Genomic DNA, 25502 nt, shown 5'->3' on the forward strand with positions numbered 1-25502 from the left:
GTCGATTCCTCGGTGGTTGCCGGCATCCTCAAGCGCGAAGGCTATGATGTCGTCGGTGTGACGCTGCAGCTTTACGACCACGGCGCGGCCACCCATCGTGCCGGCTCCTGCTGCGCCGGACAGGATATCGATGACGCGCGTCGCGTCTCGGAGACGCTCGGCATCCCGCATTACGTGCTCGACTACGAGGAACGTTTCCGCAAGGCGGTCATCGATCCCTTCGCCGAAAGCTATGTCGCCGGCGAGACCCCCATCCCTTGCGTGTCCTGCAACCAGACTGTGAAGTTTGCCGATCTTTTGGCGACCGCCCAGGATCTCGGCGCCGACGCCTTGGCCACCGGCCATTACATCCGTTCGCGCGCCAATGGCGCGCATCGTGCGCTTTACCGGCCGGTCGACGCCGACCGCGACCAGAGCTATTTCCTGTTTGCCACCACGCAGGCGCAGATCGATTATCTGCGCTTTCCGCTCGGCGGCCTGTCGAAGCCGCAGGTCCGCGCCATTGCTGAGGAAATGGGCCTGACCGTCGCCGCCAAGCAGGACAGCCAGGACATTTGCTTCGTACCGCAGGGCAAGTATTCCGACATCATCGCCAAGCTGAAGCCGGCCGCCGCCAATCCCGGCGACATCGTCCATATCGACGGCCGCGTGCTCGGCCGCCATGAAGGCATCCTGCGCTACACGATCGGCCAGCGCCGCGGCATCGGCATCGCCTCTGGCGAGCCGCTCTATGTCGTCCATCTCGACGCCGACCGGGCGCGCGTCATCGTCGGCCCGCGCGAGGCGCTGGAGACGCACAAGATCTATCTGCGCAACATGAACTGGCTGGGCGACGGACCGCTGTCGGATGTTCCGGCCGGCGGGGTCGAGCTCTTCGCCAAGGTCCGCTCGACCAGGCCGCCGCGTCCGGCCGTGCTGCATCACCGCGACGGCGTGACCTCCGTCGAGCTGGCCGACGGCGAGTCGGGCATCGCGCCGGGGCAGGCTTGCGTGCTCTATTCCGACGACGGCAACGAGGCGCGGGTGTTCGGCGGCGGCTTCATCGAGCGCTCCGAGCGCGGCGCCGAGGCCGAGGCCATGCTGTCCCGGCTTGCCGCAAGGCCGGCGCAAATCCCGGCCGAATGACCCAGCTCGCCTTTCCACCAATTTCGTTGAAGGTCAGATCCTCGCCGAAGGTGCGTTGAGATTCAGGTCAGGCCGAGCCGAAAACGACGGGTTTCGAGAACCGGAGCGGAGCGTACTAGAGTACGTGAGCACCGGAAACGGAGGAACCTGGCGTTTGCAGGCCGGCATCACCTGAATATCAACGTGCCTCAGGCGGACGAGCCGGTATGGATCACCGTGCCGGCGGTCAGGATGCGCAGCACTCTTATCGCTTCCTCGCCGTCGGTGCGCGGTTCGGCGCGCGTCTCGATGCATTGCATGAAATGGGCAAGCTCGCGCGTCAGCGGCATGCCCTCGCCGACGGCCACATAGGCAGGCTCGTTGGCGGTGAAGGCCCACTGGCCGCTGTCCTGCCACACCGCGTGGCGGTAGACGGCAAGCTTGCGCTCCCAGGGCTCGACGTCGTCGAACACCGCCATCGCCTTGGTTCCGACGACCGTCAGCCGCCGCTCGCGATAGGGATTGAGTCGCGAGGCGAAGAGATGGCTGCGCAATCCGTTCGGGAAGCGCATATGCAGATGCGCGAAGTCGCTGAGATTGTCGAGGAGTGCTGCCCCCTCGCCCCTCACTTCGATCGGCTCGGTGCCGGTGATGGCGAGGATCATCGACAAATCGTGCGGCGCCAGGTCCCAGAGAGCGTCGTTTTCGGTATGAAACTTGCCGAGGCCGAGCCGGTGCGAATGGATATAGCGCACCTCGCCGAGCTCGCCATTGTCGATCAGCGCCTTGAGCGTCTCGAATGCGGGATGAAAGCGCAACACATGGCCGACCATGAAGACGCGGCCATTGTCCTTTGCCGCCTTCACCGCGCGCTCGGCGTCGGCGACCGTCAGCGCGATCGGCTTTTCCACCAGCACGTCCTTGCCGCTTTCGACGGCCCGCACCGCGGTGTCGGCATGGAATTGCGGCGGCAGCGCCATGACGATGGCGTCGATGTCGTTACGCTCGAACAGCCTGTCCGGCTCGATTGCCAGGCAATCCTGCTCGCTGGCGAAACCTTCGGCGCGGGCGCGGTTGGCGTCGGAGACGGCATGGAGCGCGCCAAGCGCCTTGAGGGTGCGGATATGGTTGCTGCCCCAGTATCCGCAACCGAGGACGGCGATGCGCGGCTTCATTCGCTCAAACTCTAGAATTTCATGGCCGAGACATAACGACGTGCCCCGACGAACTCAACCCCGGGGCAGGCCCTGAGTGTCTGTCCGGCAAAGCTTTTCTGGGATGAGATCATGACGGCCGGCTTATGCCCGCATGTCGGCCGCTTCGAAGCTTGACAGGCCGACCCTCCCAACCTTATATCCGCGCGACCTCGGCGAACGCCTTGAAACAACCCATCCGTCCAGGACGGTTTTTCGGGCCATTTGCCACCCTGGCGGGGTAGCTCAGTTGGTTAGAGCACGGGAATCATAATCCTGGGGTCGGGGGTTCAAGTCCCTCTCCCGCTACCAGCCTTTCACTAAGCCGTTGATTTCACTAGTAAAAATTGGTCGCCAAGGCCAAACTGGCCGCAACGCAGAGATTAGCTAAGTCTTTGATTTTGCGTTGTTCAGCGAAAGCCGACCCTTCAAGGGAAGCGCTTTTGATCCACATCGTCTTCCCAAAACCGCTGCGCACTTTTGGGTGGCATGCATCAGCTTGGGCAGAAAGCCGAATGCAGCGCCTCGATAACAGTCAGCACTTCCGGCCTGGTGATGCGGTAATAGACGGTCGTCCCTTCGCGACGGGCTTCGACCAGCCCATCGGCCCTGAGCCGCATAAGCTGTTGCGACATCGGCACCTGGTCGATGTCGAGAAGTTCTCGCAATTCGGCCACCGAGCGCTCCTCGTTGCCGAGTGCGCATAGCACGAGCAAACGCTGTGGATGGGACAGGCTCCGAAGCAGCTCGGCCGCCCTGCCTGAGGCCGGGATCAAATCTCTTACATTCATGTTCTTGAATTTATAATCTTTGAATGTTACATGCAAGCTTGCCATTCGGGCTCTTCGACGCCGTTACCTTACAATTGCGTCGCCCCGTTTGGAAATTGAGCCCGATCAACGCGGAACGCGACTTTCCCGCGCAGGATGCCACGAAGATCGAACCAACGGGAGGGTATCATGTCCCACATCGTCGTCCTCGGAGCAGGTCTCGGCGGCACGATCATGGCATACGAAATGCGCGAAAAGCTGCGCCGAGATGACCGGCTGACCGTCGTCACGCTCGGCACGTCTTATTCCTTTGTGCCCTCCAATCCCTGGGTGGCCGTCGGCTGGCGGATGCGCGATGACGTCACCGTCGATCTGGTGGATATCTTCAAGCGTCGCGGCATCGCGCTGCGCCACGAGGGCGCGAAGAAGGTGCTTCCGAAGGAAAACCGCGTCGAACTCAATGACGGCTCCCTCGTCGACTACGACTATTTGATCATCGCGACCGGCCCCGACCTTGCCTTCGACGAAGTGCCGGGTCTCGGACCTGCCGGCCATACCCAATCCATTTGCCACATCGATCATGCCGTCGCCACGCGGGCGAGGTTCGACGAATTGGTCCGCAAGCCCGGCCCGATAGTCGTGGGCGCGGTCCAGGGCGCGTCCTGCTACGGTCCGGCTTACGAATTCGCCTTCATCCTCGACACCGCGCTGCGCAAGGCCAAGGTGCGCGACCGCGTGCCGATGACCTTCGTCACGCCGGAGCCCTATATTGGCCATCTCGGCCTTGACGGCGTCGGCGATACCAAGGGCCTGCTCGAGAGCGCCATGCGCGATCGCCACATCAGGTGGGTCACCAACGCCAAGGTGACCTCGGTCGACGCCGGTGTCATGCATGTCGAGGAAGTCGACGACGACGGTGCGACCAAGGCCAAGCATGACCTGCCCTTCGCCTTGTCGATGATGCTGCCGGCGTTCCGGGGTGTCGACGCCGTCAAGGGCATTGAAGGCCTCGTCAATCCGCGCGGCTTCGTCACCATCGACAAACATCAGCGCAACCAGGCTTTTCCGAATGTCTTCGCGATCGGCGTCTGTGTGGCCATTCCGCCGGTCGGCAAGACGCCGCTTCCCGTGGGCGTGCCGAAGACGGGCTTCATGATCGAATCCATGGTCACGGCCACCGCCGAGAACATCGGCGCGCTTCTGCGCGGCGAGGAACCGAGGGCCGTCGCGACATGGAATGCGGTCTGCCTCGCCGATTTCGGCGATGAAGGCATAGCCTTTGTCGCGCAGCCGCAGATCCCTCCCCGCAACGTCAACTGGTCTTCACAGGGCAAGTGGGTGCACGCGGCGAAGGTCGGGTTTGAGAAATACTTCCTCCACAAGGTGCGACAAGGAAAGAGCGAGACCTTCTATGAGGGGCTGGCGCTCGACGTTCTCGGCATCAAGAAACTCAAGGCCATCCACATCGAGCCGGCCGAATAGGCACGGCGGTATCCAGGAGAAAAACGATCATGACGATAGACAGGGCAGTTCTCATGTTCGCGGGCTTCATGGTGCTGATATCGCTCGCACTCGGCATCTATTATTCGCCCTACTGGTTCCTGCTGACCGCATTCGCCGGGCTCAACATGATGCAGGCCTCGGTCACGGGTTTCTGCCCGGCAGCGATGGTCTTCAAGAAGCTCGGCTGCAAGCCGGGCGTGGCGTTCAAATAACGGCACGTCATCGAGCAATTGGCCGCTAGCCGGGAGACGGCTCAGTCGCCTCCCGGCCCGTTTCAATCGACGAGAGAAGCGTAATGAGAACCATACGATCGGCCCTCGCGAACATTGTTCTGATCGGCGCCGCCGGCCTTGTCGCGGTCGATGCACGTGCCGCCGATTTCATAGTCAAGGCCGCGGCCATCACCGAGATGAAGGCTGTGTATGGACAAGTGGAGAGCCGCACCATCCTGCCGGCCAGGGCGAGGATCTCGGGAACCGTCGCCTCCATCCGCGTCTCGGAGGGCGTCCAGGTAAGCAAGGGCGACGTGATCGCCACGGTTGTCGACGACAAGCTCGCCTTGCAACTCAGAGCCGCCGACGCCAAGATCGCGGCGCTGAATTCGCAACTCGATAGTGCCCGTACCGATCTGCAACGCGCGCAGGACCTGCTCGCCAAGGGTGCCGCCGCCCAAAGCCGGGTCGACGCCGCGAAGACGCAATTCGATGTCGTCACGAACCAGCTGGCGGCTGCGATTGCGGAGAAGGCGGTCATCGAGCAAAGCTCCAGGGAGGGCGATATCCTGGCTCCGGCCGATGGCCGGGTACTGACCGTGCCGGTCGCCACCGGCTCGGTGATCATGACGGGCGAACCTGCGGCACGGGTGGCGTCGGGCCAGTACTATCTGCGACTGTCCTTGCCGGAGCGGCATGCCGTCGAAATAACGGAAGGCGCCCGCGTCGACATCGGCGAACGCGGCACGGGTACCAATGCCGGCTTCGTCAAGGCTAGCGAGGGGCGGATCGCCAAGATCTACCCCGAGATCGAGAATGGCCGCGTGATTGCCGACGTCGAAGTCGTCGATATCGGGACCTATTTCGTCAATGAGCGCACGCTCGTTTCCATACCGGTTGCCAAACGGACCATACTGGGCGTTCCGCCCGAGGCACTCAGGACCGTCCACGGCATAGACTACGTCACGGTCGAGACGGCGGACGGCCCGCTCGAGGCCGCGGTCGTGCTGGGCGGGGAATTCCAGGACGCCGGCCAGCCGCGCGTCGAAATCCTGAGTGGTGTTGCCGATGGCGACAAGGTCGTCCTGCCATGAAACTCGGCATCGCCGGCTGGCTTACCCGTTCCTTCATCGCATCGCCGCTGACGCCTCTGTTCCTGCTGGCCGCGCTGGCGCTTGGGCTTGTGGCCTTGGTCACGTTGCCGCGCGAGGAGGAGCCGCAGATCTCCGTGCCCATGGTCGACATCCACGTGTCCGCCAACGGCCTGAAGGCCGAGGATGCCGTCAAGCTCGTGACCGAGCCGCTGGAGACGATCATCAAGGGCATAGACGGCGTGGAGCACGTCTATTCCCAAACCATGGACGACGGCGCGCTGGTGACCGCGCGCTTCAAGGTCGGCACCAGCTCTGACGCCGCGATCTTGCGTGTCCACGACAAGGTCCGCGCCAACATGGATCGTATCCCCGTCGGGATTCCGGAGCCGCTGATCGTCGGGCGCGGCATAGATGACGTCGCCATAGTGGTGGTGACGCTGACGCCGGCGCCGCAAGCGGCGTCACGCTACACTTCGGCGGACCTGACGCGTCTTGCGCATGAGCTGCAGGTTGAGGCCGCAAAGCTTCCCGACATCGGCCTCACCTACATAGTCGGGGAGCAGCCGGAGGAGATCCAGGTCGAGCCGGATCCGGAAAAGCTTTCGCTGTATGGCATCACGCTGCAGCAGGTGACGGGCAAGATCGCGGGCGCCAACCGGTCCTTCCAAATCGGCACAGTGCGCGACCAGGGCAATCAGCGTGTGCTGGTGGCCGGCCAGACGCTGCAGGCTTTGTCCGACATCGGCAACCTGCTGCTGACGGCTCGCGACGGGCGGCCGGTCTATATCCGCGACGTGGCCAGCGTCGTGCTCGCGACGTCGCCGGCGGAAAACCGCGTCACCAACATCGTCAAGTCCGACACCGGTCTCGAACGGACGCCGGCCGTGTCGGTTGCGATCGCGAAGCGACCAGGCACCAATGCGGTCGTCATCGCCGATACGATCGTCAAGCGCCTCGAGCAGGTGCGCGGCCAGGTCTTCCCGAAGGACGTGGAGATGCGCGTGACGCGCAACTACGGCGAGACGGCCAATGAGAAGGCCAACGAGTTGCTCTTCCATCTGGGGCTGGCGACCGTCTCCATCGTTCTCTTGGTCGCCGTCGCCATCGGCTGGCGGGAAGCTCTGGTGGTGGCCGTCGTGATACCCACGACGATCCTGCTGACCATGTTTGCATCGCGCATCATGGGCTACACGCTGAACCGCGTCAGCCTGTTTGCGCTGATCTTCTCCATCGGCATTCTCGTCGATGACGCGATCGTGATCATCGAGAACATCGCGCGCCACTGGGCGATGAACGATGGACGTTCGCGCACCCAGGCGGCGATCGACGCGGTCGCCGAGGTCGGCAATCCCACCATCGTGGCGACGCTGACCGTGGTGGCCGCGCTGCTTCCGATGCTGTTCGTCTCCGGCCTCATGGGTCCCTATATGAGCCCGATTCCGGCCAATGCCTCGGCGGCGATGCTTTTCTCCTTCTTCGTCGCGGTGATGCTGACGCCGTGGCTGATGCTGAAGTTCGGCGGAAAAACCGGCGCGCATGGCCATGCCGGCAGCGCGCATGGCGGCGTGCTGGGGCGGGTCTACATCGCGGTGGCGCGGCCGATCTTGAAGTCGCGCCTCCGGGCATGGACCTTCCTTCTGGTCGTGGGTATCGCCACGATTGGGTCCATGGCGCTGATCTACACCAAGCACGTAACGGTCAAGCTTCTGCCCTTCGACAACAAGACCGAACTCCAGATCGTGGCGGACCTGCCCCGGGGCTCGTCGGTCGAGGACACCAACCGGCTGCTGCAGGCAGCCGTGAACCGGCTGGCCTCAGTGCCGGAAGTGGTTTCGTTCCAGACCTACGCAGGCGCCTCCGCGCCTTTCAATTTCAACGGCCTGGTGCGCCACTACTACCTGCGATCGAGCCCCGAACAGGGCGACATCGCCGTCAACCTGCTTCCCAAGGGCGACCGCAACCGGGCCAGTCATGCCATTGCGCTCGACTTGCGCGATCGCTTGAAGGGAATGGCGATTCCGGCGGGCACGGTGCTGAAGGTGGTGGAGCCGCCGCCGGGGCCGCCGGTGCTCGGCACGTTGCTGGGCGAGATCTACGGCCCGGATGCCGAGACCCGCCGCGCGGTCGCGGCCAAGGTTCGCGAGACCTTCGCAAGCATCCCGTTCATCGTCGACATCGACGACAGCTTCCACAACCCGCCGGAACGGCTCCGGCTATCAATCGACCAGGACAACCTGGAATATTACAAGGTCGAGCAGGCGGACGTGTACGACACGCTGAGCTATCTCTACGGCGGGACCACGGTCGGCTACTCGCACCGAGGCGGCGGACGACTGCCGATCCCGATCCGCATCGCCTTGTCCAAGACAAACGGCGTGGTCGATCAGCGCGCCCTGGCAACACCGGTGGCCGCAAACGCGCTGCCCGGCGCGCGCGATGTTGTCGAGCTTGGCGACGTCGTGCGGGTGAGCCGGGAGCCGGCCTCCTACCCGATCTTCCGCCACAACGGACGCCCGGCCGAGATGGTGATCGGCGAACTGGCCGGCGCGTTCGAGGCGCCGGTCTATGGCATGCTCGCCGTGGACGATGCGATTGCCAAGGCGGACTGGGGCAGCGTCCCAAAGCCGGCCATCGCGCTGCACGGCCAGCCGGACGACGAATCCAAACCCACTCTGTTGTGGGACGGCGAATGGGAGGTGACCTGGATGACGTTCCGCGACATGGGCGCCGCCTTCATGGTGGCTATCCTCGGCATTTATATCCTGGTCGTCGCGCAGTTCGGATCGTTCAAGCTGCCGCTGGTCATCCTGACCCCGATCCCGCTGACACTGATCGGCATCATGCTCGGCCACTGGGCCTTCGCCGCGCCCTTCACGGCCACCTCGATGATCGGCTTCATAGCGCTAGCCGGCATCATCGTGCGCAACTCGATCCTGCTGGTGGATTTCATCCGTCACGCCAGGGGGACTGACGGACCGCTCGTCGGTGTGCTGCTCAAGGCCGGCGCGATCCGCTTCAAGCCGATCCTGCTCACCGCGCTCGCGGCAATGATCGGCGCCGCGGTGATCCTGACCGATCCGATTTTCCAAGGCCTCGCCATATCCCTACTGTTCGGCCTTGCCTCCTCGACGCTGCTGACCGTGCTTGTCATTCCGGCGATCTATGTGGCGCTGCGCGGTGGCCCGCCCGCCGATGCTGGATACAGCGAAGCTGTCGCAGCACCGCTGACCGAATATCCCGAGCCAGCAAACCGTTAGCAGAGCGTTTCACCGTTTAACTGAAACGGCGAACCGCTCTATTTCTTTGTCCTGGTGCGATTCCGGACGCAAAACGGTTTCACACTTTTCTTGGAATTGCTCTTAGCTGTGGCGGAAATCGCCGGAGACGCCGAACACTATCAAGATCGCCGCCAAGACAATCAAAACCGATGGGCCTCCCGTCAAATTGACAATGGCTGCCCAAACACCCACGGCTCCGCCAGCAACGATGGAGCGCACAATGATGTCAAGCCATCTCGGCACCGGCCGTTCTCCCATCCTGGGATTGGTTGGGGGCAAGCATCAAGCTATCGTGGAGCAGACGGTCCACGGCCGCAAACCGGTCGGACGAAAAATGAGACAGTTCGATTTCTCGGGCGAGATCGGCTGCAAATTCGCGGAACGCCATGAGATTGATGACGGGAACACCGATCAGCACCGGCACGGAAAGTTCCAGCGCCTTGGCGATCAGGCCCCTGAAGCCACCGCCTTCGACCTCGGTCTTGCCGAATTTGCAGAGAACCAGAAGATCGGTCTTGCAGGACAACCCTGCCCCGGCGGCTTCGCAGGCGCGGAGCAGGCTGTCGGTATTCAGAACGCAGCCTCGGGCATGGGGACCCCGATCGTCGGATATGCCGTGGAGCTTACCCGAAGCGAGATCCCGCAGATGCATGTCGCATTTCACCCGATCAGGCCTCTTTTCGCTTAGCTGAACAAGGCCGGCCAATCGCATCTCCCGCTCGGCCATGACGGCAGTTGTTTCCTGCAGGAATGCCTCGAACTCCGTGCCGTCTGAATAGACGATCGCGGTGATGGGGCAGTCAGGACGAACGCCCTGCATCGGAATCTCCTTTGGTTTGATTTTGCCAGACGGCAGCGGCCCTGGATCGCCCCAATGCGCCGGAATTGAAGGCATCCGACGGCGTCGGCCATCGGAACCATTTCCGGCTCATTCTGTGGCCGCCAATGCGATGGCTGTGCGTCGCGCCGCACGGCATTGCGCCTGCGCCGAAGCTGCTGTGGGGCAGTATTGCCGGCACGGTCATGCCTCGACGTCCGGCAGCGTCTTTTCGAGAATCGCGCGCATGGCCGCAAGGCCCGGATCCTGTGCGCGGTTCATGATACCGATGAGTTGCGTCCAAAGATCGTCGGATGCGGTGTCCACGAAATTGCGTACGGCCGAGCCGACGATATCGGCCGGCGAGCGACCGGACGCATCCGCGGCGGCGGTCAGCAGCGCAGCCAAGGCCGGCTCTTCCAACGCGGCGACCATAGCCATGGCCGCTTTCGGATCCTCCAGCGAGGCGATGATATCTCCGAGCATCGCATCCGCCTCACTGCACCAGCGGCGAGGATGCGCCGTCGATGGCAATGCCGACGATGTCCGCCCGGCCGACAAGCAGCGCGACGTATTGCGCCGTCGCCTGCCGGCTGACGTGCTCGGCCAGGTAGGACGCAATGCGTTCGCGCACGTGCTCGAACGGAAGCTGGCGGCCATCGATGCGCCGCGTCAGCCGAATGAGGTGGACGCCGTAACGCGTCTCCACCGGCGAAGAAATCTCACCCGGCGCAAGATCGCCGAGAGCGGCCTCGAATTCCGGCGTCGTGTCGCCCGGCCCGATCTGGCCGAGGCTGCCGCCAACGGTTGCCGATGGACAATCCGAGCAGTCTTGCGCCAGCGCCGCGAAACGCGCGGGCGCCGCGGCCAGGCCGGATCTGAGTGACAGCGCCTTTTCACGCGCGGCGGCAAAGGCCTCCTTGTCATCGCGACGAGCCGCTATGAGAATATGATCGGCTTCAAGGAGCGGCGGCGTCACGAAGCGGCGAAGATTGTTCTCGTAGAAGCGCTGCAGCATCACCTCGTCAGCCTCGGGAACTTGGACCTCGCGCTCGATCAGGCCGCGCACCAGCGCGTCTTCGACGGTCTCCCGGCGTCCATCCTGATCGGCCTGCTGCTCGGGGGCGATACCGAGACGCCGGGCCTCCTGCAGGAGCAGCTCGCGGATGACGAGCGCGCGGGTTGCGGCACGCCAGCCCTCGCCGGGATTGCGGGCGGGAAAATTCTGCACCTCGGCGGCGATCGCCTTGCGCGATATCGCCACACCATTGACGGTCACCGGCGGCATCGCCACGCGTTCGCGGGACGGCGCCGTGTCGGGAGTCGCGGGCCGGTGTTCGTGCGGATGTTCGGACGATTTGCGCCCGGCCGAATGGTCGATGACGAGGGCGGCCATGGTCTACTCCGCAGGCTGGTGGGAAGGAATGGCGGCGGGTCGCCTCGCCGGCGCGGCGGATCGCACCACCGGCACCGGCGCGGGCGACCGGCGGGTCGACAAGCGTGTGCGCACAACCTGGTAGCCGGGACGGCCGAGATACCAGACCGGCGCGCTCCAGACATGAACCAGCCTCGTGAACGGGAAGACCAGGAAGATCGTCATGCCGAGCAGCAGATGCGCCTTGAAGATCGGATTGACGTCGGCGACATAGGCTGCGGCCGCCGGCTGCAACGTGAGAATGCCCTGCGCCCAGTTCATGAATTTCACCATCTCGTGGCCGTCCATGTGGCCGAGCGAGACGAAGATGGTCGAAAGGCCAAGCGCGAGCTGAACCCAGAGCAGCAGCAAAATCGCGATGTCGCCGGGCGCGGACGTTTTGCGGATGCGGGCATCGAACAGCCGGCGATGGGCAAGAAGCGCGATGCCGATGAAGCAGGCCACACCGGCGATGCCGCCGGCGGTGATGGCAAGACCCTGTTTGAAGCTGTGCGAAACACCGAGCGCATCGAACACCCAGATCGGTGTCAGCAGGCCGACGAAATGGCCGCCGAAGATCGCAAGGATGCCCACATGGAACAGGTTGGAGCCCCAGCGGAGCTGGCGCCGCCGCAGCAGCTGGGAGGAACCCGTCTTCCAGGTATACTGCTCGCGATCGAAGCGGATCAGACTGCCGAGCAGGAAGATCGTCAGGCAGAAATAGGGATACCAGCCAAAGAGCGCGTGGTTGATCGTGTCGGACATGGCTTGCCTCCGTCAGGCCGCATTGTTGCGCGCATCGCGATTGGCGGCGCGCATCTGGATTCTCAGCCGGTCGACGGAACAGCCGTCCGTCGCGTTTCCGGGGCCGAATGCGACGGCGGTCTCCTCCCAGGCTGCGTCGATAGCCGCCAGGTCGTCGGGCTCGTCGATTTCGGCAGCGTCCGCGACCATGGCGGGCTTGCCGGCAAGCGAGCATATGGCCGTGAACACGGCGGCATAGCCGCCGTTGCGCTTGGCGAGCCGCTCCTCCAGCAGCGAGAAGATGTGGGCGGCTTCATTGAGCAGGCCGCGCGCCTCTTCCAACGGACGAGCGGAGAGGAACTCCAGGAAGAGCGGGATGAAGTCGGGCAGTTCGTTTGCCGCGACGACAAGCCCGCCACGCCGGTAATGTTCGGCAAGGTCGACCATGGCCTGGCCGCGATCTCGGCTCTCGCCGTGGATGTGTTCGAAGAGATGCAGCGAGTGACGGCGCGTCTTGTCGAACAACTCGACGTAGCGCTCCTGCAGGTCGTAGAGATCCAGTGTGGCCAGATCGGCAAGCAAGGGCTGCAGCTGCCTGCCCGCTTCGTCCGACACCAATCCCTCGGCCGCGACCGCCGCGGCGATTTCAGGGATCGCCGCGCAAAGCTCCTCGCTCGGGTAGGAAAGCAGCGCCGAGAGCGCCTTGAAGGTTCTGTTCGAATGCGGGGCCATCACGCGATCTCCATCGGGTTTGTCGGCCGCTTTGCCTGCTTGGTGCCGAAGAGGTTCGTCTCCGAGGACCCGCCCGAGCAGCCGTTGCCGAAGGAAAAGCCGCAGGAGCCACGCAGGTCCTGCGCGTCCTCGCTCCATTCGCGGTGCGATGTCGGGATGACGAAACGATCCTCGTAATTGGCGATCGCCATCACCTTGTACATTTCGTCGATGGCCGCGCCCGTCAGGCCGACCCGCGCCGCGATCGACTCGTCGAGGCGGCCGTCGATCGTCTTTGCCCGCATATAGCTGCGCATCGCCAGCATGCGTTCGAGCGCGAGGGCCACGGGCTCCTCATTGCCCGCCGTCAGCAGGTTGGCGAGATACTGGAGCGGGATGCGCAGGCTGCGCACGTCGGGCATGTCGCCGTCGACACCCATCTTGCCTGCGGCCGCCGCCGACTGAATGGGCGAGAGCGGCGGAACGTACCAGACCATCGGCAGGGTGCGGTATTCCGGATGCAGCGGAAAGGCGATCTTCCACTCCATCGCCATCTTCCAGACCGGCGACAATTTGGCCGCCTCCAGCCAGTTGTCGGGGATCCCGTCGGCCCGGGCCTGGGCGATGACCGCCGGATCGTTCGGATCGAGGAAGACATCGAGCTGCGCCTGATAGAGGTCCTTCTCGTCGGGAGTGCTGGCCGCGGCTTCGATACGGTCGGCGTTGTAAAGGATCACGCCGAGGTAGCGGATGCGCCCGACGCAGGTTTCCGAGCAGACCGTCGGCTGCCCCGCCTCGATGCGCGGAAAGCAGAAGATGCACTTCTCCGATTTTCCCGACGACCAGTTGTAGTAGATCTTCTTGTAGGGACAGCCGGAGACGCACATGCGCCAGCCGCGGCACTTGTCCTGGTCGATCAGGACGATGCCGTCCTCCTCGCGCTTGTAGATGGCTCCTGACGGGCACACCGCAGCGCAGGCGGGGTTCAGGCAATGCTCGCACAGCCGCGGCAGATACATCATGAAGGTGTTTTCGAACTGGCCGTATATGTCCTTCTGGACGCCCTCGAAGTTCACGTCCTTCGACCGCTTCTCGAACTCGCCGCCGAGGATCTCCTCCCAGTTCGGTCCCCATTCGATCTTCTCCATCCGCTCGCCGGTGATGGCCGAGCGCGGACGGGCCGTGGGGAAAGCCTTGGATTCCTTCGCCGTGTGCAGATGCTGGTAGTCGAAGGTGAACGGCTCGTAATAGTCGTCGATCTCCGGCAAATCGGGGTTCGCGAAGATGTTGGCGAGGATGCGCCATTTGGCGCCGATCTTCGGCTCGATCTTCCCGTTCTTCTTGCGTCGCCAGCCGCCGTTCCATTTCTGCTGGTTCTCCCATTCCTTGGGATAGCCGACACCCGGCTTGGTCTCGACATTGTTGAACCATGCGTATTCGACGCCTTCCCGATTGGTCCAGACGTTCTTGCAGGTGACGGAGCAGGTGTGACACCCGATGCACTTATCGAGGTTCAGCACCATCGCGATCTGAGCGCGGATTTTCATTCTGCGGCCTCCTTCGGCGCCTGGGATGCGAGCGGTTCTTCCAGCCAATCGACATTCGCCATCTTGCGGACGACGATGAATTCATCGCGGTTGGAACCGACGGTTCCGTAGTAGTTGAAGCCGTAGGACTGCTGGGCATAGCCGCCGATCATGTGGGTGGGCTTCAGCACCGTTCGGGTGACCGAGTTGTGAATGCCGCCACGATTGCCCGTCATTTCCGATCCGGGCGTGTTCACGATCTTTTCCTGGGCATGATACATCAGCATCATGCCGGGCTTGACACGCTGGGAGACGACGGCGCGGGCCGTGAGTGCTCCGTTGGTATTGAAGACCTCGACCCAGTCGTTGTCGACGATGTCAGCGGCCTTGGCGTCGGCCTCGGAAATCCACACCACCGGACCGCCGCGATTGAGCGTCAGCATCAAGAGATTGTCTGAGTAGGTGGAGTGGATGCCCCATTTCTGGTGGGGCGTGATGAAGTTGAGGACGATCTCCTTGTTGCCGTTGGACCTGAGCCCCTTGACGGCGGAAATCGTCTTGAGGTCGACCGGCGGCTTCCACGTGACGAAACCCTCGCCGAATGCCCGCATCCAGAGGTGATCCTGGTAGAGCTGCTGGCGGCCGGTCAATGTCCGCCAGGGGATCAGTTCGTGGACATTGGTATAACCGGCGTTGTAGCAGACCTTCTCGCTTTCGATGCCGGACCATGTCGGCGAAGAGATGATCTTGCGCGGCTGCGCCTGGATATCGCGAAATCGGATCTTCTCGTCTTCCTTCGGCAAGGCAAGGTGGCCATGCTCCCGGCCGGTGATTTCCGACAGGGCTTCCCAGGCCTTGATCGCCACCTCGCCATTGGTCTCCGGCGCCAGCATCAGAATGACCTCGCCGGCGTCGATATCGGTCTCGATCTTGGGCTGGCCCTTGGCCGCGCCGCCGAGATGAATGCCGTTCAACGCGCCAAGCGCCTCGACTTCGTGCTTGGTGTTCCAGGCGATGCCTTTGCCTCCATTGCCGACTTTCGTCATCAACGGGCCAAGCGCCGTGAACTGGGCGTAGAGATTGGGATAGTCGCGAGTGACGAGCGTCACCGATGGCATCGTCCTGCCCGGAACCGGCTCGACTTCGTCCAGTTTCCAGTCCTTGACATCGAGGGCCTGGGCAATCTCGGCCGGGCTGTCATGCTGGATAGGCGAAAGAACCACATCCTGCTCGATGCCCAGAACCTCGGGCGCGACTTCGGAGAAGCTCTTGGCGAGACCCTTGTAAATCTCCCAATCGGAGCGCGCCTCCCAGGCCGGATCCACCGCCGCCGAGAGCGGATGGATGAAGGGATGCATGTCGGACGTGTTGAGGTCGTTCTTCTCGTACCAGGTGGCCGTCGGCAGCACGATGTCCGAGTAGACGCAGGTGGTCGACATACGGAAGTCGAGCGTCACCAGCAGGTCGAGCTTTCCTTGCGGCGCGGTCTCGTGCCAGACGACTTCCGTGTTGCGGACCGCTCCTTCCGGCCCGAGATCCTTGCCCATCACGCCATGCGTCGTACCCAGCAGATGCTTGAGGAAATATTCATGTCCCTTGCCCGACGAGCCGAGCAGGTTCGAACGCCAGACGAACATGTTGCGCGGCCAGTTGGCGGGATCGTCCGGGTCGTGGCAGGACAGTTCCAGCTCGCCGGATTTCAGCGCCTTGGCGACGTAATCCTTTGGCTCGAGGCCGGCGGCCTTGGCCTGGGCGGCGATCGCCAGAGGATTCTGCCTGAGCTGCGGCGCCGAGGGCAGCCAGCCCATGCGTTCGGCGCGGACATTGTAGTCGATGAAGCTCTTGTTCCAGTCCCCCTCCGGCGCCGTCGGCGACAGTATTTCCGCGGCCGTGAGCGTCTCGTAGCGCCACTGGTCGGTCTGAGCGTAGAAGAAGGAGGTCGAGTTCATGTGCCGGGGCGGCCGGTTCCAGTCGAGCGCGAACGCAAGCGGCGTCCACCCGGTCTGCGGCCGCAGCTTCTCCTGTCCGACATAGTGTGACCAGCCGCCGCCCGACTGGCCGATGGCGCCACAGAACACCAGGAGATTGATGATCCCCCGGTAAGTCATGTCCATGTGGTACCAATGGTTGACGCCGGCGCCGAGGATCACCATCGAGCGGCCGTTGGTCTTTTCCGCGTTGGTGGCGAACTCGCGTGCGACGGTGACGATCGCATCGCGTTTCACGCCGGTGACGCGCTCCGCCCATGCCGGCGTGAACGGCACATCGTCGTCGTAGCTGCTGGCCGTGTGATCGCCGCCAAAGCCGCGGTCGAGGCCATAATTGGCCATCATCAGATCGTGCACGGTGGCCACCGCCACCGTCGAGCCGTCGCCTAGCTTGATCCGCCGGATCGGCAGATTGCGGGTGAGGATTTCACCGTGATCGGTCGAGACGAAATGTTCGGTGGCGCGACCGCCGAAATAGGGAAAATCGACAGCCGCAATCTCGGCCTTCTTGCCGGCAAGCGTCAGCTTGAGGCGGACGTCCTGGCCCTTGCCGTCCTTCTCCTCGAGGTTCCATTTTGCGTTCTCGCCCCAGCGATAGCCGATCGAGCCGCGTGGAGCCACGAGAGCGTTCGCGTTGTCGTCGATCGCGACCGTCTTCCAATCCGTATTGTTGGTTTCGCCCAGGCCGCCGGCTATTTCGGAGGCGCGAAGCAGCCGTTCGGGGACGAGCCGGCCGTCCCGTTCGGTCAGGCGAACCAGGAATGGCAGGTCGGTGTATTTGCGGGCGTAGTCGTCGAAATAGGGCACCGTGCGATCGAGGTAGTATTCGCGAAGGATGACATGCCCCATCGCCAGCGCCAGCGCGGCGTCCGTTCCTTGCTTGGGGTTGAGCCAGATATCGGCAAACTTGGTCGCCTCGGCGTAATCCGGGCTGACGACAGCGCTCTTGGTGCCTTTGTAACGGACCTCGGTATAGAAGTGCGCATCGGGCGTGCGCGTCTGCGGCACGTTGGAACCCCAGACGATGATGAAGCCGGCATTGTACCAGTCGGCGCTCTCGGGAACGTCGGTCTGCTCGCCCCATGTCTGCGGGCTCGCGGGCGGCAGGTCGCAGTACCAGTCGTAGAACGACATGCACACGCCGCCCATCAGCGACAGATAGCGCGAGCCCGCCGCATAGGAGACCATCGACATGGCAGGGATCGGCGAGAAGCCGATGACGCGGTCGGGACCATGGGTCTTCACCGTATAGGCATTGGCCGCCGCGATGAGCTCGTTCACCTCGTCCCAGGTTGCGCGCACGAAGCCGCCATGGCCGCGGATCGAGATGTAGGACTGGCGCTTTTCCGCTTCCTCGACGATGGAGGCCCAGGCCGCGACGGGCGGCATCTTGGCGCGGGCGGCCCGCCACAGCTTCAACAGCCGGCCGCGGATCATCGGGTATTTCACCCGGGCGCCGGAATAGAGATACCAGCTGTAGGAGGCACCGCGCGCGCAGCCGCGAGGCTCGTGGTTGGGCAGGTCGGGCCGCGTGCGCGGATAGTCGGTCTGTTGCGTCTCCCAGGTGACGATGCCGCCCTTGACGTAGATCTTCCACGAGCAGGAGCCGGTGCAATTCACGCCATGGGTGGAGCGCACGATCTTGTCGTGCTGCCAGCGCTTGCGGTAGCCGTCTTCCCAGGAGCGATCCTCATTGGTCACGATCCCGTGGCCGTCGGAGAAGGTGTCGACGGTCTTGCGGAAGAAGGTTAGCCGGTCGAGAAAATGCGACATTGCTTTGTCCCTGGTTATTCGGCTGCGGCCGTATGGACGGGCGCGCCGCGCTTGGCGTGCTCGATGGCGTGGAGAAGGCCGCCTTTGCGGGTATAGACAGCCCAGGTGATGGCAAGGCAGCTCACATAGAACAGCAGGAACGCCCACAACGCGGCGTTCGGCGAGCCCGTGAGCGCGATCGAACTGCCGTAGCTCTTCGGAATGAAGAACGCGCCGAAGGCGGCGATCGCCGAGGTGAAGCCGGTGATGGCGGCCGACTCCTTCTCCGCCTGCTGGCGACGCGCTTCCGCGTTGGCCTTGGGAAACAGGCGGCCCATCTCCTTGGCCATGATCACCGGGATCATCTGGAAAGTGGAGGCGTTGCCGACGCCGGTGGCGAAGAACAGGAGCAGGAAGGATGCGAAGAAGCCCGTGAACGCGCCCGGCTGGTCCTTGATGCCGATGAACCACAAGACACCGCAGACGCCTGCGATCATCACGACAAAGGCCCAGAAGGTGACGCGCGCGCCGCCATATCTATCCGCAAGCCAGCCCGTGCCTGAGCGCGAGAGAGCGCCGACAAGCGGGCCGAGGAAGGCGAACTGGAGCGCGTTGACGTCCGGAAACAGCATCTTCGAAAGCAGCGGGAAGCCGGCCGAATAGCCGATGAAGGATCCGAAAGTACCGGTGTAAAGCCAGGCCATGATCCAGTTGTGACGGCGCTGGAAGATCACGGCCTGCTCGCTGAACGACGCCTTGGCCGAAGCGATGTCGTTCATCCCGAACCAGGCGGCAAAAGCCGAGAGCACGATAAATGGCACGAAAACGAAGCCGGCATTCTGCAGCCAGAGCGGCGTATCGCCGGCCGGTCCCTTGACCATGGCCGGATCGCCGCCGAGCCAGCCGAATATTCCGGTGGCGATCGCCAGCGGCACCACGAACTGGACGACGCTGACGCCGAGATTGCCGAGCCCGGCGTTGAGCGCCAGCGCGTTTCCCTTCTCCGCCTTGGGGAAGAAGAAGGAGATATTGGCCATGGAGGAAGCGAAGTTGCCGCCGCCGAAGCCGCACAGCAGCGCCAGGATTAGCAGCACGACATAAGGCGTGTCCGGGTTCTGCACCGCATAGCCGATGCCGACCGCCGGTATGACGAGCGACCAGGTCGTCAGCGTCGTCCAGAGCCTGCCGCCGAAGATCGGCACCATGAAGGAATAGAAGATGCGCAGGGTCGCCCCTGAAATCCCCGGCAGGGCGGCGAGCCAGAACAGCTGGTCGGTGGTGAAGGTGAAGCCGACCAGCGGAAGCTTGGCGACCACGACCGACCACACCTGCCAGATTGCGAAGGAAAGCAGCAGCGCCGGGATCGACAGCCACAGATTGCGCTTGGCGATACGGCGGCCGGTTTCAGCCCAGAAGGTCTTGTCCTCCGGACGCCAGTCGGTAAGGGCGCCGCCCGTTCGGGTCTTTGCCACCGGCTCCGGCATTTGCTGCATTTCGGGGAACGGCGGCAGCTTGGCGAGGGCCTCGCCCACGGTTCCGCGCTCCATCTGGCGGATGGCCATATGCATCCACAGCAGCGCGCCGGAGACCAGCAGAAAGAGCGCCATGAAGCAGCTCGTCCAGAGGCCGGTCAGGTCCAGCAGCAAGCCGAACAGGATCGGCAGCACGAAACCGCCGAGGCCGCCGATCATGCCGACCAGTCCGCCGACCGAACCGACATGGTCGGGATAGTAGACCGGAATGTGCTTGTAGACGGCGGCCTTGCCGAGCGCCATGAAGAAGCCGAGCACGAAAATCGTGACGATGAAGCCGAAAAGGCCCATCTCGATATGGAAGGACGTCGTGGTGCCGTTGACGCCGTGCACGATATAGTCGGTCGGCGGATAGGACAGGACGAAGGTCGCCACGACCGAGACGAAGAAGGTCCAATAGAGCACGCGGCGCGCGCCGAAGCTGTCCGAGAGGTGTCCGCCATAGGCGCGGAACACGCTCGCCGGCACCGAGAAGAAGGCGGCGATCATGCCGGCCCTCTTGATGTCGAGGCCGTAGACATTGATGAGATATTGCGGCAGCCAGAGCGCGAGCGCGACGAAGGCGCCGAAGACGAAGAAATAGTAGAGCGCGAAACGCCAAATCTGGACGTTCTTCAGAGGCTCTAGCTCGAGCCAGGCGCTTTTCGGCTTGATGCCCGAGCGCCGGCGTTCGACGATGACCGGGTCATCTGCCGTGGTGAACCAAAAGATGGCGGCCATGACGACGAGAGCAGCCGCCCAGACCTGCGCCACGGCCTGCCATCCGAAGGCGACAAGCACGAAGGGGGCGAGGAATTTGGTGACCGCGGCACCAACATTGCCGGCGCCGAAGACACCGAGCGCCGTGCCTTGCCTTTGCGGCGGGAACCAGCGCGAGACATAGGCGACGCCGACCGAAAAGGAGCCGCCGGCGATGCCGACGCCGAGAGCCGCGACCAGCATCTGCGAATAGGTGTGAGCATAGGACAGCAGGAAGGTCGCGACCGCGGCCGCGAGCATGTTCGCCGTGAAGACGAACCGTCCGCCGTAGCGGTCGGTCCAGATGCCAAGCGCGACCCTAAGCAGGGAACCGGTCAGGATGGGCGTGCCGACAAGCAGACCGAACTGCGTCTCGCTGAGGCCGAGTTCCTGGCGGATGCGAATGCCGATGATGGAGAAGATGGTCCAGACCGCGAAGCAGACCGTAAATGCGGCCGTGCTTGCCCCTAATATTTGACCGGACTTCGGATTCAAAGCCGTCTGCATTGGCGGGTGTCTCCTTGGAGGCGGAGCAATGAAATTCATGCCGGATTGAATTGCTTCATTGGCTGGTTGCGGCATTGATCAGGATCAATCCTGGCGACGATTTCCCAGTCACGAGGCGGTCGGGTTGCTTGAAGTCCTCGACGAGCCTGTAGTGGAGCAGATGTCAGGTTCGTAATCGGACGGCGGTCGGAATTCACGCGGCGAAGCCTAGGCCGAGAAAGACGCCTCCTCTTTGCGCTGGCACAAAGACATCTCGCCTTGCGATGGCACCCGCCGTGGCGGGGTGGCTCCTGCTTTTCTGGATCTGGTAGGCTATTTCGCTCCGGCGCCGAAAAGAGGCCCGCGATAGGCCGCCAGAAACAGGCCAAACGCGACAATCCACAAAGCGCCCGAAAGGCTTGCCAGCAGGCCGAAATAGCCAGGCAGCGCTTCGATCAGCAGGCGTGACAGGCAGCAGGCAGTCATCGCCGCGAGTGCTCCGGTCGCAGACGTCGAGGGCGTGAAGGCGAGCCGGCTATGCTTGCGGATCATGCTCGCCATGATGGCCAGCGCCATCGTTCCGGTGGCGCCGATGGTCCACGCGTGAAGAGCGGTCGCCTGCTTCACCGTTGCAGGCGCGAAGATATGGATGGCCAGCAATCCAAAACCGACGACGATCCAGCCGTAGCCAATGTGAAGGCCAAGCACCGTCGACGACGACAGGCTGCGCCAGCCTTTCCATTGCGCGGCACGGATCGCTTGGCTGAGAGCGGCGAGAACGCAGGCAATGCCGGTGAGTTGCGCCTCCGGCGCGACTACCCACGAACAAAGCGCAGAAATCGTCATCAGCGCTGCCGTCTGCTCCCTGAAAACAGAGCGGCTGAGAATGATCTGAGCGCCGGCGCTCTCGACATAGGCAACGGTCAACGCCGGCACGACCCGCCCTGCGATGATGATGACGAGGCTGATGATCGAAACGAGCGCCAGTCTCAGCGCAAGTTCGACCTGATACGATGCCGCAACGAGTCCGTTGCTGCCGCAAAAAACGGCCAGGAGAAGCAGTATCTTGATATTGCGGCGATCCCGGCTACCGATCACTGCTCTGGCCGCGATCGACAACAGTGCAAGCATCCAGACGGCCAGAAACGCAAGCCCGAGCGACGGCAACCGCAGCAGGAAGGCGACACGGCTGCAGGCCCACAAGAGAACGAGCAGATGTGTCGTGCGCGGCGACGTCACGCGATGTCCCGTCCAGCGCGGCAGCGCGGTCAGCAGGAAGCCGGTCAACACTGCCGGTACCATCCCGAACAGAAGCATGTCGCGATGCCAGTCACCGGCAGAGATTCCTGTCGAGCCGTAGGCTTGCAGCCCGAACGCCGACGGCAACCAGCCACTACCGCCGAGGACGGCATCGACAACAGCCACGAGAAAGAACGGACGGAACGGCAAGTGCACCGGTTTTGTTTTGAAGGCCTTTAAATTGCCGTCGGCGCCCATGCGACCCGTCCTCCGGAATGGCGATACATCTTCTCCGGCGTCGCCCGTCATTAGACGGAACGGCAGAAGGACATGTATGGCGCAATAGGTGCGAGGATCGGTTTGGTGTTTGCTCCAGCGCAAACACTCCCTCACCAGCATCGACTATCTTGAAGATTGTTCTTGAAGCAGCCCAGCGATCTGGTTCCTGGCGTGGGACTGGTCTCGTTCTTCTCGGTCAGGCTGCTCAGGGCGCAGGTCAACTGCACAGCGACTCCAGGCAGCCTGTCTGCGACGGGAGAAGAAGATGATGAAGCACGGCCTTCCCGAAAACAGCGCCGCGGAAATGGCGATCACCGCTGCCCGGCTGGCAGGGTTGATCGACGAGGCCGGGTTGGACTGCCGATGCCGCTCCAAGCTTGACGAGACCTTGTCCCGCTTCGCCCGTTTGGAGATAGGGCCGGCGGCCCGCGGGCATCTCACCAACGCGCGCCGTCAACGTGCACATATCGAGACCATTTTATTGTTCTTGCAGGATCTCGACGAGATAGGAGAGGCCGAACGGGACACCAGTGTCTACCAGGACTTCGCCCTTCTCTTTGACGACATCGCGGCGATCGCGATGGATGGCGCGCTTTCGATGCGGCAGCTCGGTCAATTTGCCGCTCTCACCGCAATCGTACGATAGTTGAGACCTGCAACCGGCCCGGTCATTGAGCCGGTTTTCTCTTGCCGATTTCGATCAGCCATTCCGGTGGCCCAATCTCGAGGCAAAACCAGTCGAGGTCGCCGGCGAAAGACGACTCGAGCTGACGCTTCAATCGGCGGGGATCGAAGTCCAGGATCACCGAGAATGTCTGGCCAGGCTCGAGGCTGTCGAACATCGACATGACGGCCGCCTGTTTCCTTGCCGTGTGAAGTCGCCTTACATCATATGGCTCGCCTTGCTGCTCCTCATTACAATTCGCCGGGGTCTTCCCTCCCATTGGCGGCTCCATCAAAACAACTGGCGGGTCGCGACATTCTTTTCGCCCCACCTGGTCAGCTTGTCGCCGGGCTCCACGCCGGCCCAGTTGATCAGTCGTGCCGCCATCTCGACAAGCATCGCCTCGATCGAAGCCGGCTTGACGTAGAACGGCGGCACCGGCGGCGCGATGATCGCTCCCATCCGCGTCAACCTCAGCATCGCGTCCAGATGCCCTTCATGCAGAGGCGCCTCACGCGGCACGACCACCAGCCGGCGCCGCTCCTTCAGGACAACGTCGGCTGCCCTGGTCAGAAGGTTGTCGCCCAGGCCGTGCGCCATCGCCGCAAGGGTCCGCATAGAGCAAGGCACGACGATCATGCCGTCCGTCCTGAAGGAGCCGCTGGCAATGGGTGCTGCCATGTCCTGATGGGAGTGGGTGTGGTTGGCGAGTGAGGCAAGCTGTGCCAATCCGTCGGCGCCGAGTTCGTAAGCAATGGTCATGCGCGCGCTCTTCGAGGTGACAAGATGCGTTTCCACCCCACCTCTGACCAGTTGGCGTATGGTCTCGATGGCCAGCACCGAGCCTGATGCGCCGGTAACCCCCACTATGATCCGTTTCGTCATTTCTGCACCGAAGTGGTTGCCCGCGGGAAAAGCTCATCCCAGCGCCCGGAGACCCTTTCAATGATGTGAGAGGACATCTTCAGCTCCTTCCCCCACTCACGGGACGTTTCGGACCCGATCTTGCGCGTCGCGTCGAATCCGATCTTTCCGCCGAGCCCTTCCAGCGGCGACGCGAAATCGAGAGTGTCGATAGGGGTTCGGTCCAGCGTCATCAGGTCGCGCGAAAAATCCATGCGGGTGGCGACCGCCCACATCACGTCCGACCATGATCGGATGTCGATGTCGTCGTCTACCACGACGACCATCTTGGTCATCGAGAACTGCGGCAGCAGCGACCAGAACCCCATCATCACCCGCCGCGCCTGTCCGGCATATTTCTTGGCGATCGAAATGACCGCGATCCTGTAGGAGCAGGCCTCCGGCGGCAGCCAGACGTCGAGTATTTCCGGCATTTGCTGGCACAGCAGCGGCTTGAAGACGTCGAGCAGCGCCTCGGCGAGGACGGACGGCTCGTCGGGCGCGCGCCCGGTGAACGTCGTGAGATAATTTGCGCCGTCCCTCACGCGAATCCGCTTGAGCTTGAAGACGGGAAAATGCTCCGCGCCGTTATAGTATCCGGTGTGGTCGCCGAAGGGACCTTCCTGCGCCGTTTCGGTGGGTGAGACGGTTCCCTCGATCACGATCTCGGCGCTGGCGGGGACATGGAGCTCGATGCTCTTGCATGGCGATAGTGCAACCCGTCGGTCGTTGATCAATCCGGACAGCGACAGTTCCGATACGCCTTCGGGCGCCGGCATCACCGCCGCTATCAGTGTCGCGGGATCCGCGCCGATGATCACTGCAACGGGCATCTCAAGCCCCCTCGCCTGCCACATGCGGTGGTGAGCCGCGCCGCCCCGCATGGGCAGCCACCTTATGATCGCCCGATTCCGGGCAATGACCTGCATCCGGTATACGCCCAGATTGTATCTGCCGGGGTCACCGTCGCCCGGTGGCCGGGTGACGACCACGGGCCATGTGATGAGGGGACCCGCGTCCTCCGGCCAGCAGGTCTGGACGGGAAGGATCGCGAAATCCGGTTCCGCATCCCTCCATAGTCTTGATGGCGATACGATCCTCGGGCGCGCCGCCAACGCGCCGCGCGCCACGGAGAAAATCTGGCGGGCCTGGCGCAAGTTCTGCGGAACCTGGGGGGACCTCATCCACGCCAGCAGAGCGCCGAGCGTTTCCAACCCGCGAACGTCCGTGCCCAGCCCCCAGGCGACACGCTCCCGCGTCCCAAAGATATTTGCCACGACCGGAAAGGACGAACCCACTCCCTGGCCGTCCGTAGGCATGGTGATGCGCAACGCCGGTCCTCGCGCCGCGATCACCCTTTTATGTATCTCCGTCAGCTCGAACTGCGTCGATACCGGGGCGCTGATTTGTCGAAGCTGGCCCTTCCCGTCCAGATAGGAAAGAAAGGATCCGAGATCACAGAACTGGGGAAGAAGGCGATAATGCATGGCGAAATCCGGCACGACCGGGTCCGTCGGCCGCATCCTTCTCGCACCACAGCCGCTCGATAACTTTG

Annotated in this window: 20 protein-coding genes and 1 tRNA gene; 7 read left to right on the forward strand and 14 right to left on the reverse strand. The window is 63.2% G+C overall.

Annotated elements, in window-relative coordinates; translation table 11 throughout:
- Window positions 1-1125, forward strand: a 1125-nt coding sequence (mnmA, locus tag FJW05_RS12040) for a tRNA 2-thiouridine(34) synthase MnmA (RefSeq protein WP_140632079.1), incomplete at its 5' end; no start/stop codon positions are given.
- Window positions 1126-1313: 188 nt separating this feature from the next.
- On the opposite strand, the gene FJW05_RS12045 is transcribed toward mnmA, so the two are convergent.
- Window positions 1314-2279, reverse strand: a complete 966-nt coding sequence (locus FJW05_RS12045) for a Gfo/Idh/MocA family oxidoreductase (RefSeq protein ID WP_140632081.1) — start codon at window positions 2277-2279, stop codon at window positions 1314-1316.
- A gap of 253 nt (window positions 2280-2532) precedes the next feature.
- Here FJW05_RS12045 and FJW05_RS12050 point away from each other — a divergent pair.
- Window positions 2533-2609: transfer RNA gene (locus FJW05_RS12050), tRNA-Met, on the forward strand.
- Window positions 2610-2791: 182 nt separating this feature from the next.
- Here the strand turns inward: FJW05_RS12050 and FJW05_RS12055 are convergent.
- The gene (locus tag FJW05_RS12055; protein ID WP_348639811.1) at window positions 2792-3133 is read right to left on the reverse strand and encodes a metalloregulator ArsR/SmtB family transcription factor; all 342 of its coding nucleotides are present in this window, start codon (window positions 3131-3133) and stop codon (window positions 2792-2794) included.
- A 123-nt stretch (window positions 3134-3256) separates the two neighbouring features.
- On the opposite strand from FJW05_RS12055, the gene FJW05_RS12060 reads away from it, so the two are divergent.
- The 4 genes from FJW05_RS12060 to FJW05_RS12075 all read left to right on the forward strand — a co-directional run bounded on the left by FJW05_RS12060 (window position 3257) and on the right by FJW05_RS12075 (window position 9133).
- Window positions 3257-4549, forward strand: a complete 1293-nt coding sequence (locus FJW05_RS12060) for an FAD/NAD(P)-binding oxidoreductase (protein ID WP_140632084.1) — start codon at window positions 3257-3259, stop codon at window positions 4547-4549.
- Window positions 4550-4578: 29 nt separating this feature from the next.
- Complete coding sequence (locus FJW05_RS12065) at window positions 4579-4782, forward strand: DUF2892 domain-containing protein (protein ID WP_140632086.1); 204 nt, start codon at window positions 4579-4581, stop codon at window positions 4780-4782.
- An 83-nt stretch (window positions 4783-4865) separates the two neighbouring features.
- Window positions 4866-5876 carry an efflux RND transporter periplasmic adaptor subunit gene (locus FJW05_RS12070; protein ID WP_140632089.1) on the forward strand — a complete coding sequence of 337 codons (1011 nt, stop codon included), beginning with the start codon at window positions 4866-4868 and terminating at the stop codon, window positions 5874-5876.
- The gene (locus FJW05_RS12075; protein ID WP_140632091.1) at window positions 5873-9133 is read left to right on the forward strand and encodes an efflux RND transporter permease subunit; all 3261 of its coding nucleotides are present in this window, start codon (window positions 5873-5875) and stop codon (window positions 9131-9133) included. The genes FJW05_RS12070 and FJW05_RS12075 overlap by 4 nt, the downstream gene beginning before the upstream one ends.
- A gap of 247 nt (window positions 9134-9380) precedes the next feature.
- Here FJW05_RS12075 and FJW05_RS12080 read toward each other — a convergent pair whose 3' ends face one another.
- The 9 genes from FJW05_RS12080 to FJW05_RS12120 form a co-directional block, all read right to left on the reverse strand.
- Window positions 9381-9974 (reverse strand): DUF2478 domain-containing protein, encoded by a 594-nt coding sequence (locus tag FJW05_RS12080; RefSeq protein WP_181164923.1) that lies wholly within the window; start codon window positions 9972-9974, stop codon window positions 9381-9383.
- 201 nt (window positions 9975-10175) lie between these two features.
- A complete protein-coding gene (locus FJW05_RS12085; RefSeq protein ID WP_140632096.1) occupies window positions 10176-10457 on the reverse strand; it encodes a hypothetical protein in 282 nt (93 codons plus the stop codon).
- 10 nt (window positions 10458-10467) lie between these two features.
- Window positions 10468-11367, reverse strand: coding sequence for a peptidylprolyl isomerase (locus FJW05_RS12090; protein WP_140632099.1), 900 nt, complete (start codon window positions 11365-11367; stop codon window positions 10468-10470).
- Window positions 11368-11370: 3 nt separating this feature from the next.
- A complete protein-coding gene (gene narI / locus FJW05_RS12095; protein WP_140632103.1) occupies window positions 11371-12150 on the reverse strand; it encodes a respiratory nitrate reductase subunit gamma in 780 nt (259 codons plus the stop codon).
- A gap of 12 nt (window positions 12151-12162) precedes the next feature.
- Window positions 12163-12861 carry a nitrate reductase molybdenum cofactor assembly chaperone gene (narJ, locus tag FJW05_RS12100; protein WP_140632106.1) on the reverse strand — a complete coding sequence of 233 codons (699 nt, stop codon included), beginning with the start codon at window positions 12859-12861 and terminating at the stop codon, window positions 12163-12165.
- Window positions 12861-14387, reverse strand: a complete 1527-nt coding sequence (narH, locus tag FJW05_RS12105; RefSeq protein ID WP_140632108.1) for a nitrate reductase subunit beta — start codon at window positions 14385-14387, stop codon at window positions 12861-12863. Before narH ends, narJ begins: the two co-directional genes overlap by 1 nt.
- A complete protein-coding gene (locus FJW05_RS12110) occupies window positions 14384-18127 on the reverse strand; it encodes a nitrate reductase subunit alpha (RefSeq protein WP_140632110.1) in 3744 nt (1247 codons plus the stop codon). The genes narH and FJW05_RS12110 overlap by 4 nt, the downstream gene beginning before the upstream one ends.
- 14 nt (window positions 18128-18141) lie before the next feature.
- The gene (locus FJW05_RS12115; RefSeq protein ID WP_140632112.1) at window positions 18142-20883 is read right to left on the reverse strand and encodes an MFS transporter; all 2742 of its coding nucleotides are present in this window, start codon (window positions 20881-20883) and stop codon (window positions 18142-18144) included.
- Between the two features lie 312 nt (window positions 20884-21195).
- Window positions 21196-22359, reverse strand: coding sequence for an NnrS family protein (locus FJW05_RS12120; RefSeq protein WP_140632114.1), 1164 nt, complete (start codon window positions 22357-22359; stop codon window positions 21196-21198).
- Window positions 22360-22645: 286 nt separating this feature from the next.
- Between FJW05_RS12120 and FJW05_RS12125 the strand changes: the two genes are divergently transcribed.
- Entirely contained in the window at window positions 22646-23026 is a 381-nt protein-coding gene (locus FJW05_RS12125; RefSeq protein ID WP_140632117.1) for a hypothetical protein, read from the forward strand.
- A gap of 22 nt (window positions 23027-23048) precedes the next feature.
- On the opposite strand, the gene FJW05_RS27730 is transcribed toward FJW05_RS12125, so the two are convergent.
- The 3 genes from FJW05_RS27730 to FJW05_RS12140 are packed head-to-tail and all read right to left on the reverse strand — an operon-like array spanning window position 23049 to window position 25434.
- Complete coding sequence (locus tag FJW05_RS27730; RefSeq protein WP_140632119.1) at window positions 23049-23336, reverse strand: DUF2249 domain-containing protein; 288 nt, start codon at window positions 23334-23336, stop codon at window positions 23049-23051.
- On the reverse strand, window positions 23336-23929 hold the full coding sequence (locus tag FJW05_RS12135) for a UbiX family flavin prenyltransferase (protein WP_140632122.1): 594 nt from the start codon (window positions 23927-23929) through the stop codon (window positions 23336-23338). The genes FJW05_RS27730 and FJW05_RS12135 overlap by 1 nt, the downstream gene beginning before the upstream one ends.
- Window positions 23926-25434, reverse strand: a complete 1509-nt coding sequence (locus FJW05_RS12140; protein WP_140632124.1) for a UbiD family decarboxylase — start codon at window positions 25432-25434, stop codon at window positions 23926-23928. Before FJW05_RS12140 ends, FJW05_RS12135 begins: the two co-directional genes overlap by 4 nt.
- Between the last annotated feature and the right edge of the window lie 68 nt (window positions 25435-25502).

The organism is Mesorhizobium sp. B2-9-1, from assembly GCF_006439455.1.
Lineage (GTDB): Bacteria > Pseudomonadota > Alphaproteobacteria > Rhizobiales > Rhizobiaceae > Mesorhizobium.

Bases quoted from the DNA above. Each gene is read 5' to 3' on its own strand.
- FJW05_RS12045 (WP_140632081.1), bottom strand. From the start codon at position 2,279: ATGAAGCCGCGCATCGCCGTCCTCGGTTGCGGATACTGGGGCAGCAAC.
- FJW05_RS12055 (WP_348639811.1), bottom strand. From the start codon at position 3,133: ATGGCAAGCTTGCATGTAACATTCAAAGATTATAAATTCAAGAACATG.
- FJW05_RS12060 (WP_140632084.1), top strand. From the start codon at position 3,257: ATGTCCCACATCGTCGTCCTCGGAGCAGGTCTCGGCGGCACGATCATG.
- FJW05_RS12065 (WP_140632086.1), top strand. From the start codon at position 4,579: ATGACGATAGACAGGGCAGTTCTCATGTTCGCGGGCTTCATGGTGCTG.
- FJW05_RS12070 (WP_140632089.1), top strand. From the start codon at position 4,866: ATGAGAACCATACGATCGGCCCTCGCGAACATTGTTCTGATCGGCGCC.
- FJW05_RS12075 (WP_140632091.1), top strand. From the start codon at position 5,873: ATGAAACTCGGCATCGCCGGCTGGCTTACCCGTTCCTTCATCGCATCG.
- FJW05_RS12080 (WP_181164923.1), bottom strand. From the start codon at position 9,974: ATGCAGGGCGTTCGTCCTGACTGCCCCATCACCGCGATCGTCTATTCA.
- FJW05_RS12085 (WP_140632096.1), bottom strand. From the start codon at position 10,457: ATGCTCGGAGATATCATCGCCTCGCTGGAGGATCCGAAAGCGGCCATG.
- FJW05_RS12090 (WP_140632099.1), bottom strand. From the start codon at position 11,367: ATGGCCGCCCTCGTCATCGACCATTCGGCCGGGCGCAAATCGTCCGAA.
- narI (WP_140632103.1), bottom strand. From the start codon at position 12,150: ATGTCCGACACGATCAACCACGCGCTCTTTGGCTGGTATCCCTATTTC.
- narJ (WP_140632106.1), bottom strand. From the start codon at position 12,861: ATGGCCCCGCATTCGAACAGAACCTTCAAGGCGCTCTCGGCGCTGCTT.
- narH (WP_140632108.1), bottom strand. From the start codon at position 14,387: ATGAAAATCCGCGCTCAGATCGCGATGGTGCTGAACCTCGATAAGTGC.
- FJW05_RS12110 (WP_140632110.1), bottom strand. From the start codon at position 18,127: ATGTCGCATTTTCTCGACCGGCTAACCTTCTTCCGCAAGACCGTCGAC.
- FJW05_RS12115 (WP_140632112.1), bottom strand. From the start codon at position 20,883: ATGCAGACGGCTTTGAATCCGAAGTCCGGTCAAATATTAGGGGCAAGC.
- FJW05_RS12120 (WP_140632114.1), bottom strand. From the start codon at position 22,359: ATGGGCGCCGACGGCAATTTAAAGGCCTTCAAAACAAAACCGGTGCAC.
- FJW05_RS12125 (WP_140632117.1), top strand. From the start codon at position 22,646: ATGATGAAGCACGGCCTTCCCGAAAACAGCGCCGCGGAAATGGCGATC.
- FJW05_RS27730 (WP_140632119.1), bottom strand. From the start codon at position 23,336: ATGGAGCCGCCAATGGGAGGGAAGACCCCGGCGAATTGTAATGAGGAG.
- FJW05_RS12135 (WP_140632122.1), bottom strand. From the start codon at position 23,929: ATGACGAAACGGATCATAGTGGGGGTTACCGGCGCATCAGGCTCGGTG.
- FJW05_RS12140 (WP_140632124.1), bottom strand. From the start codon at position 25,434: ATGCATTATCGCCTTCTTCCCCAGTTCTGTGATCTCGGATCCTTTCTT.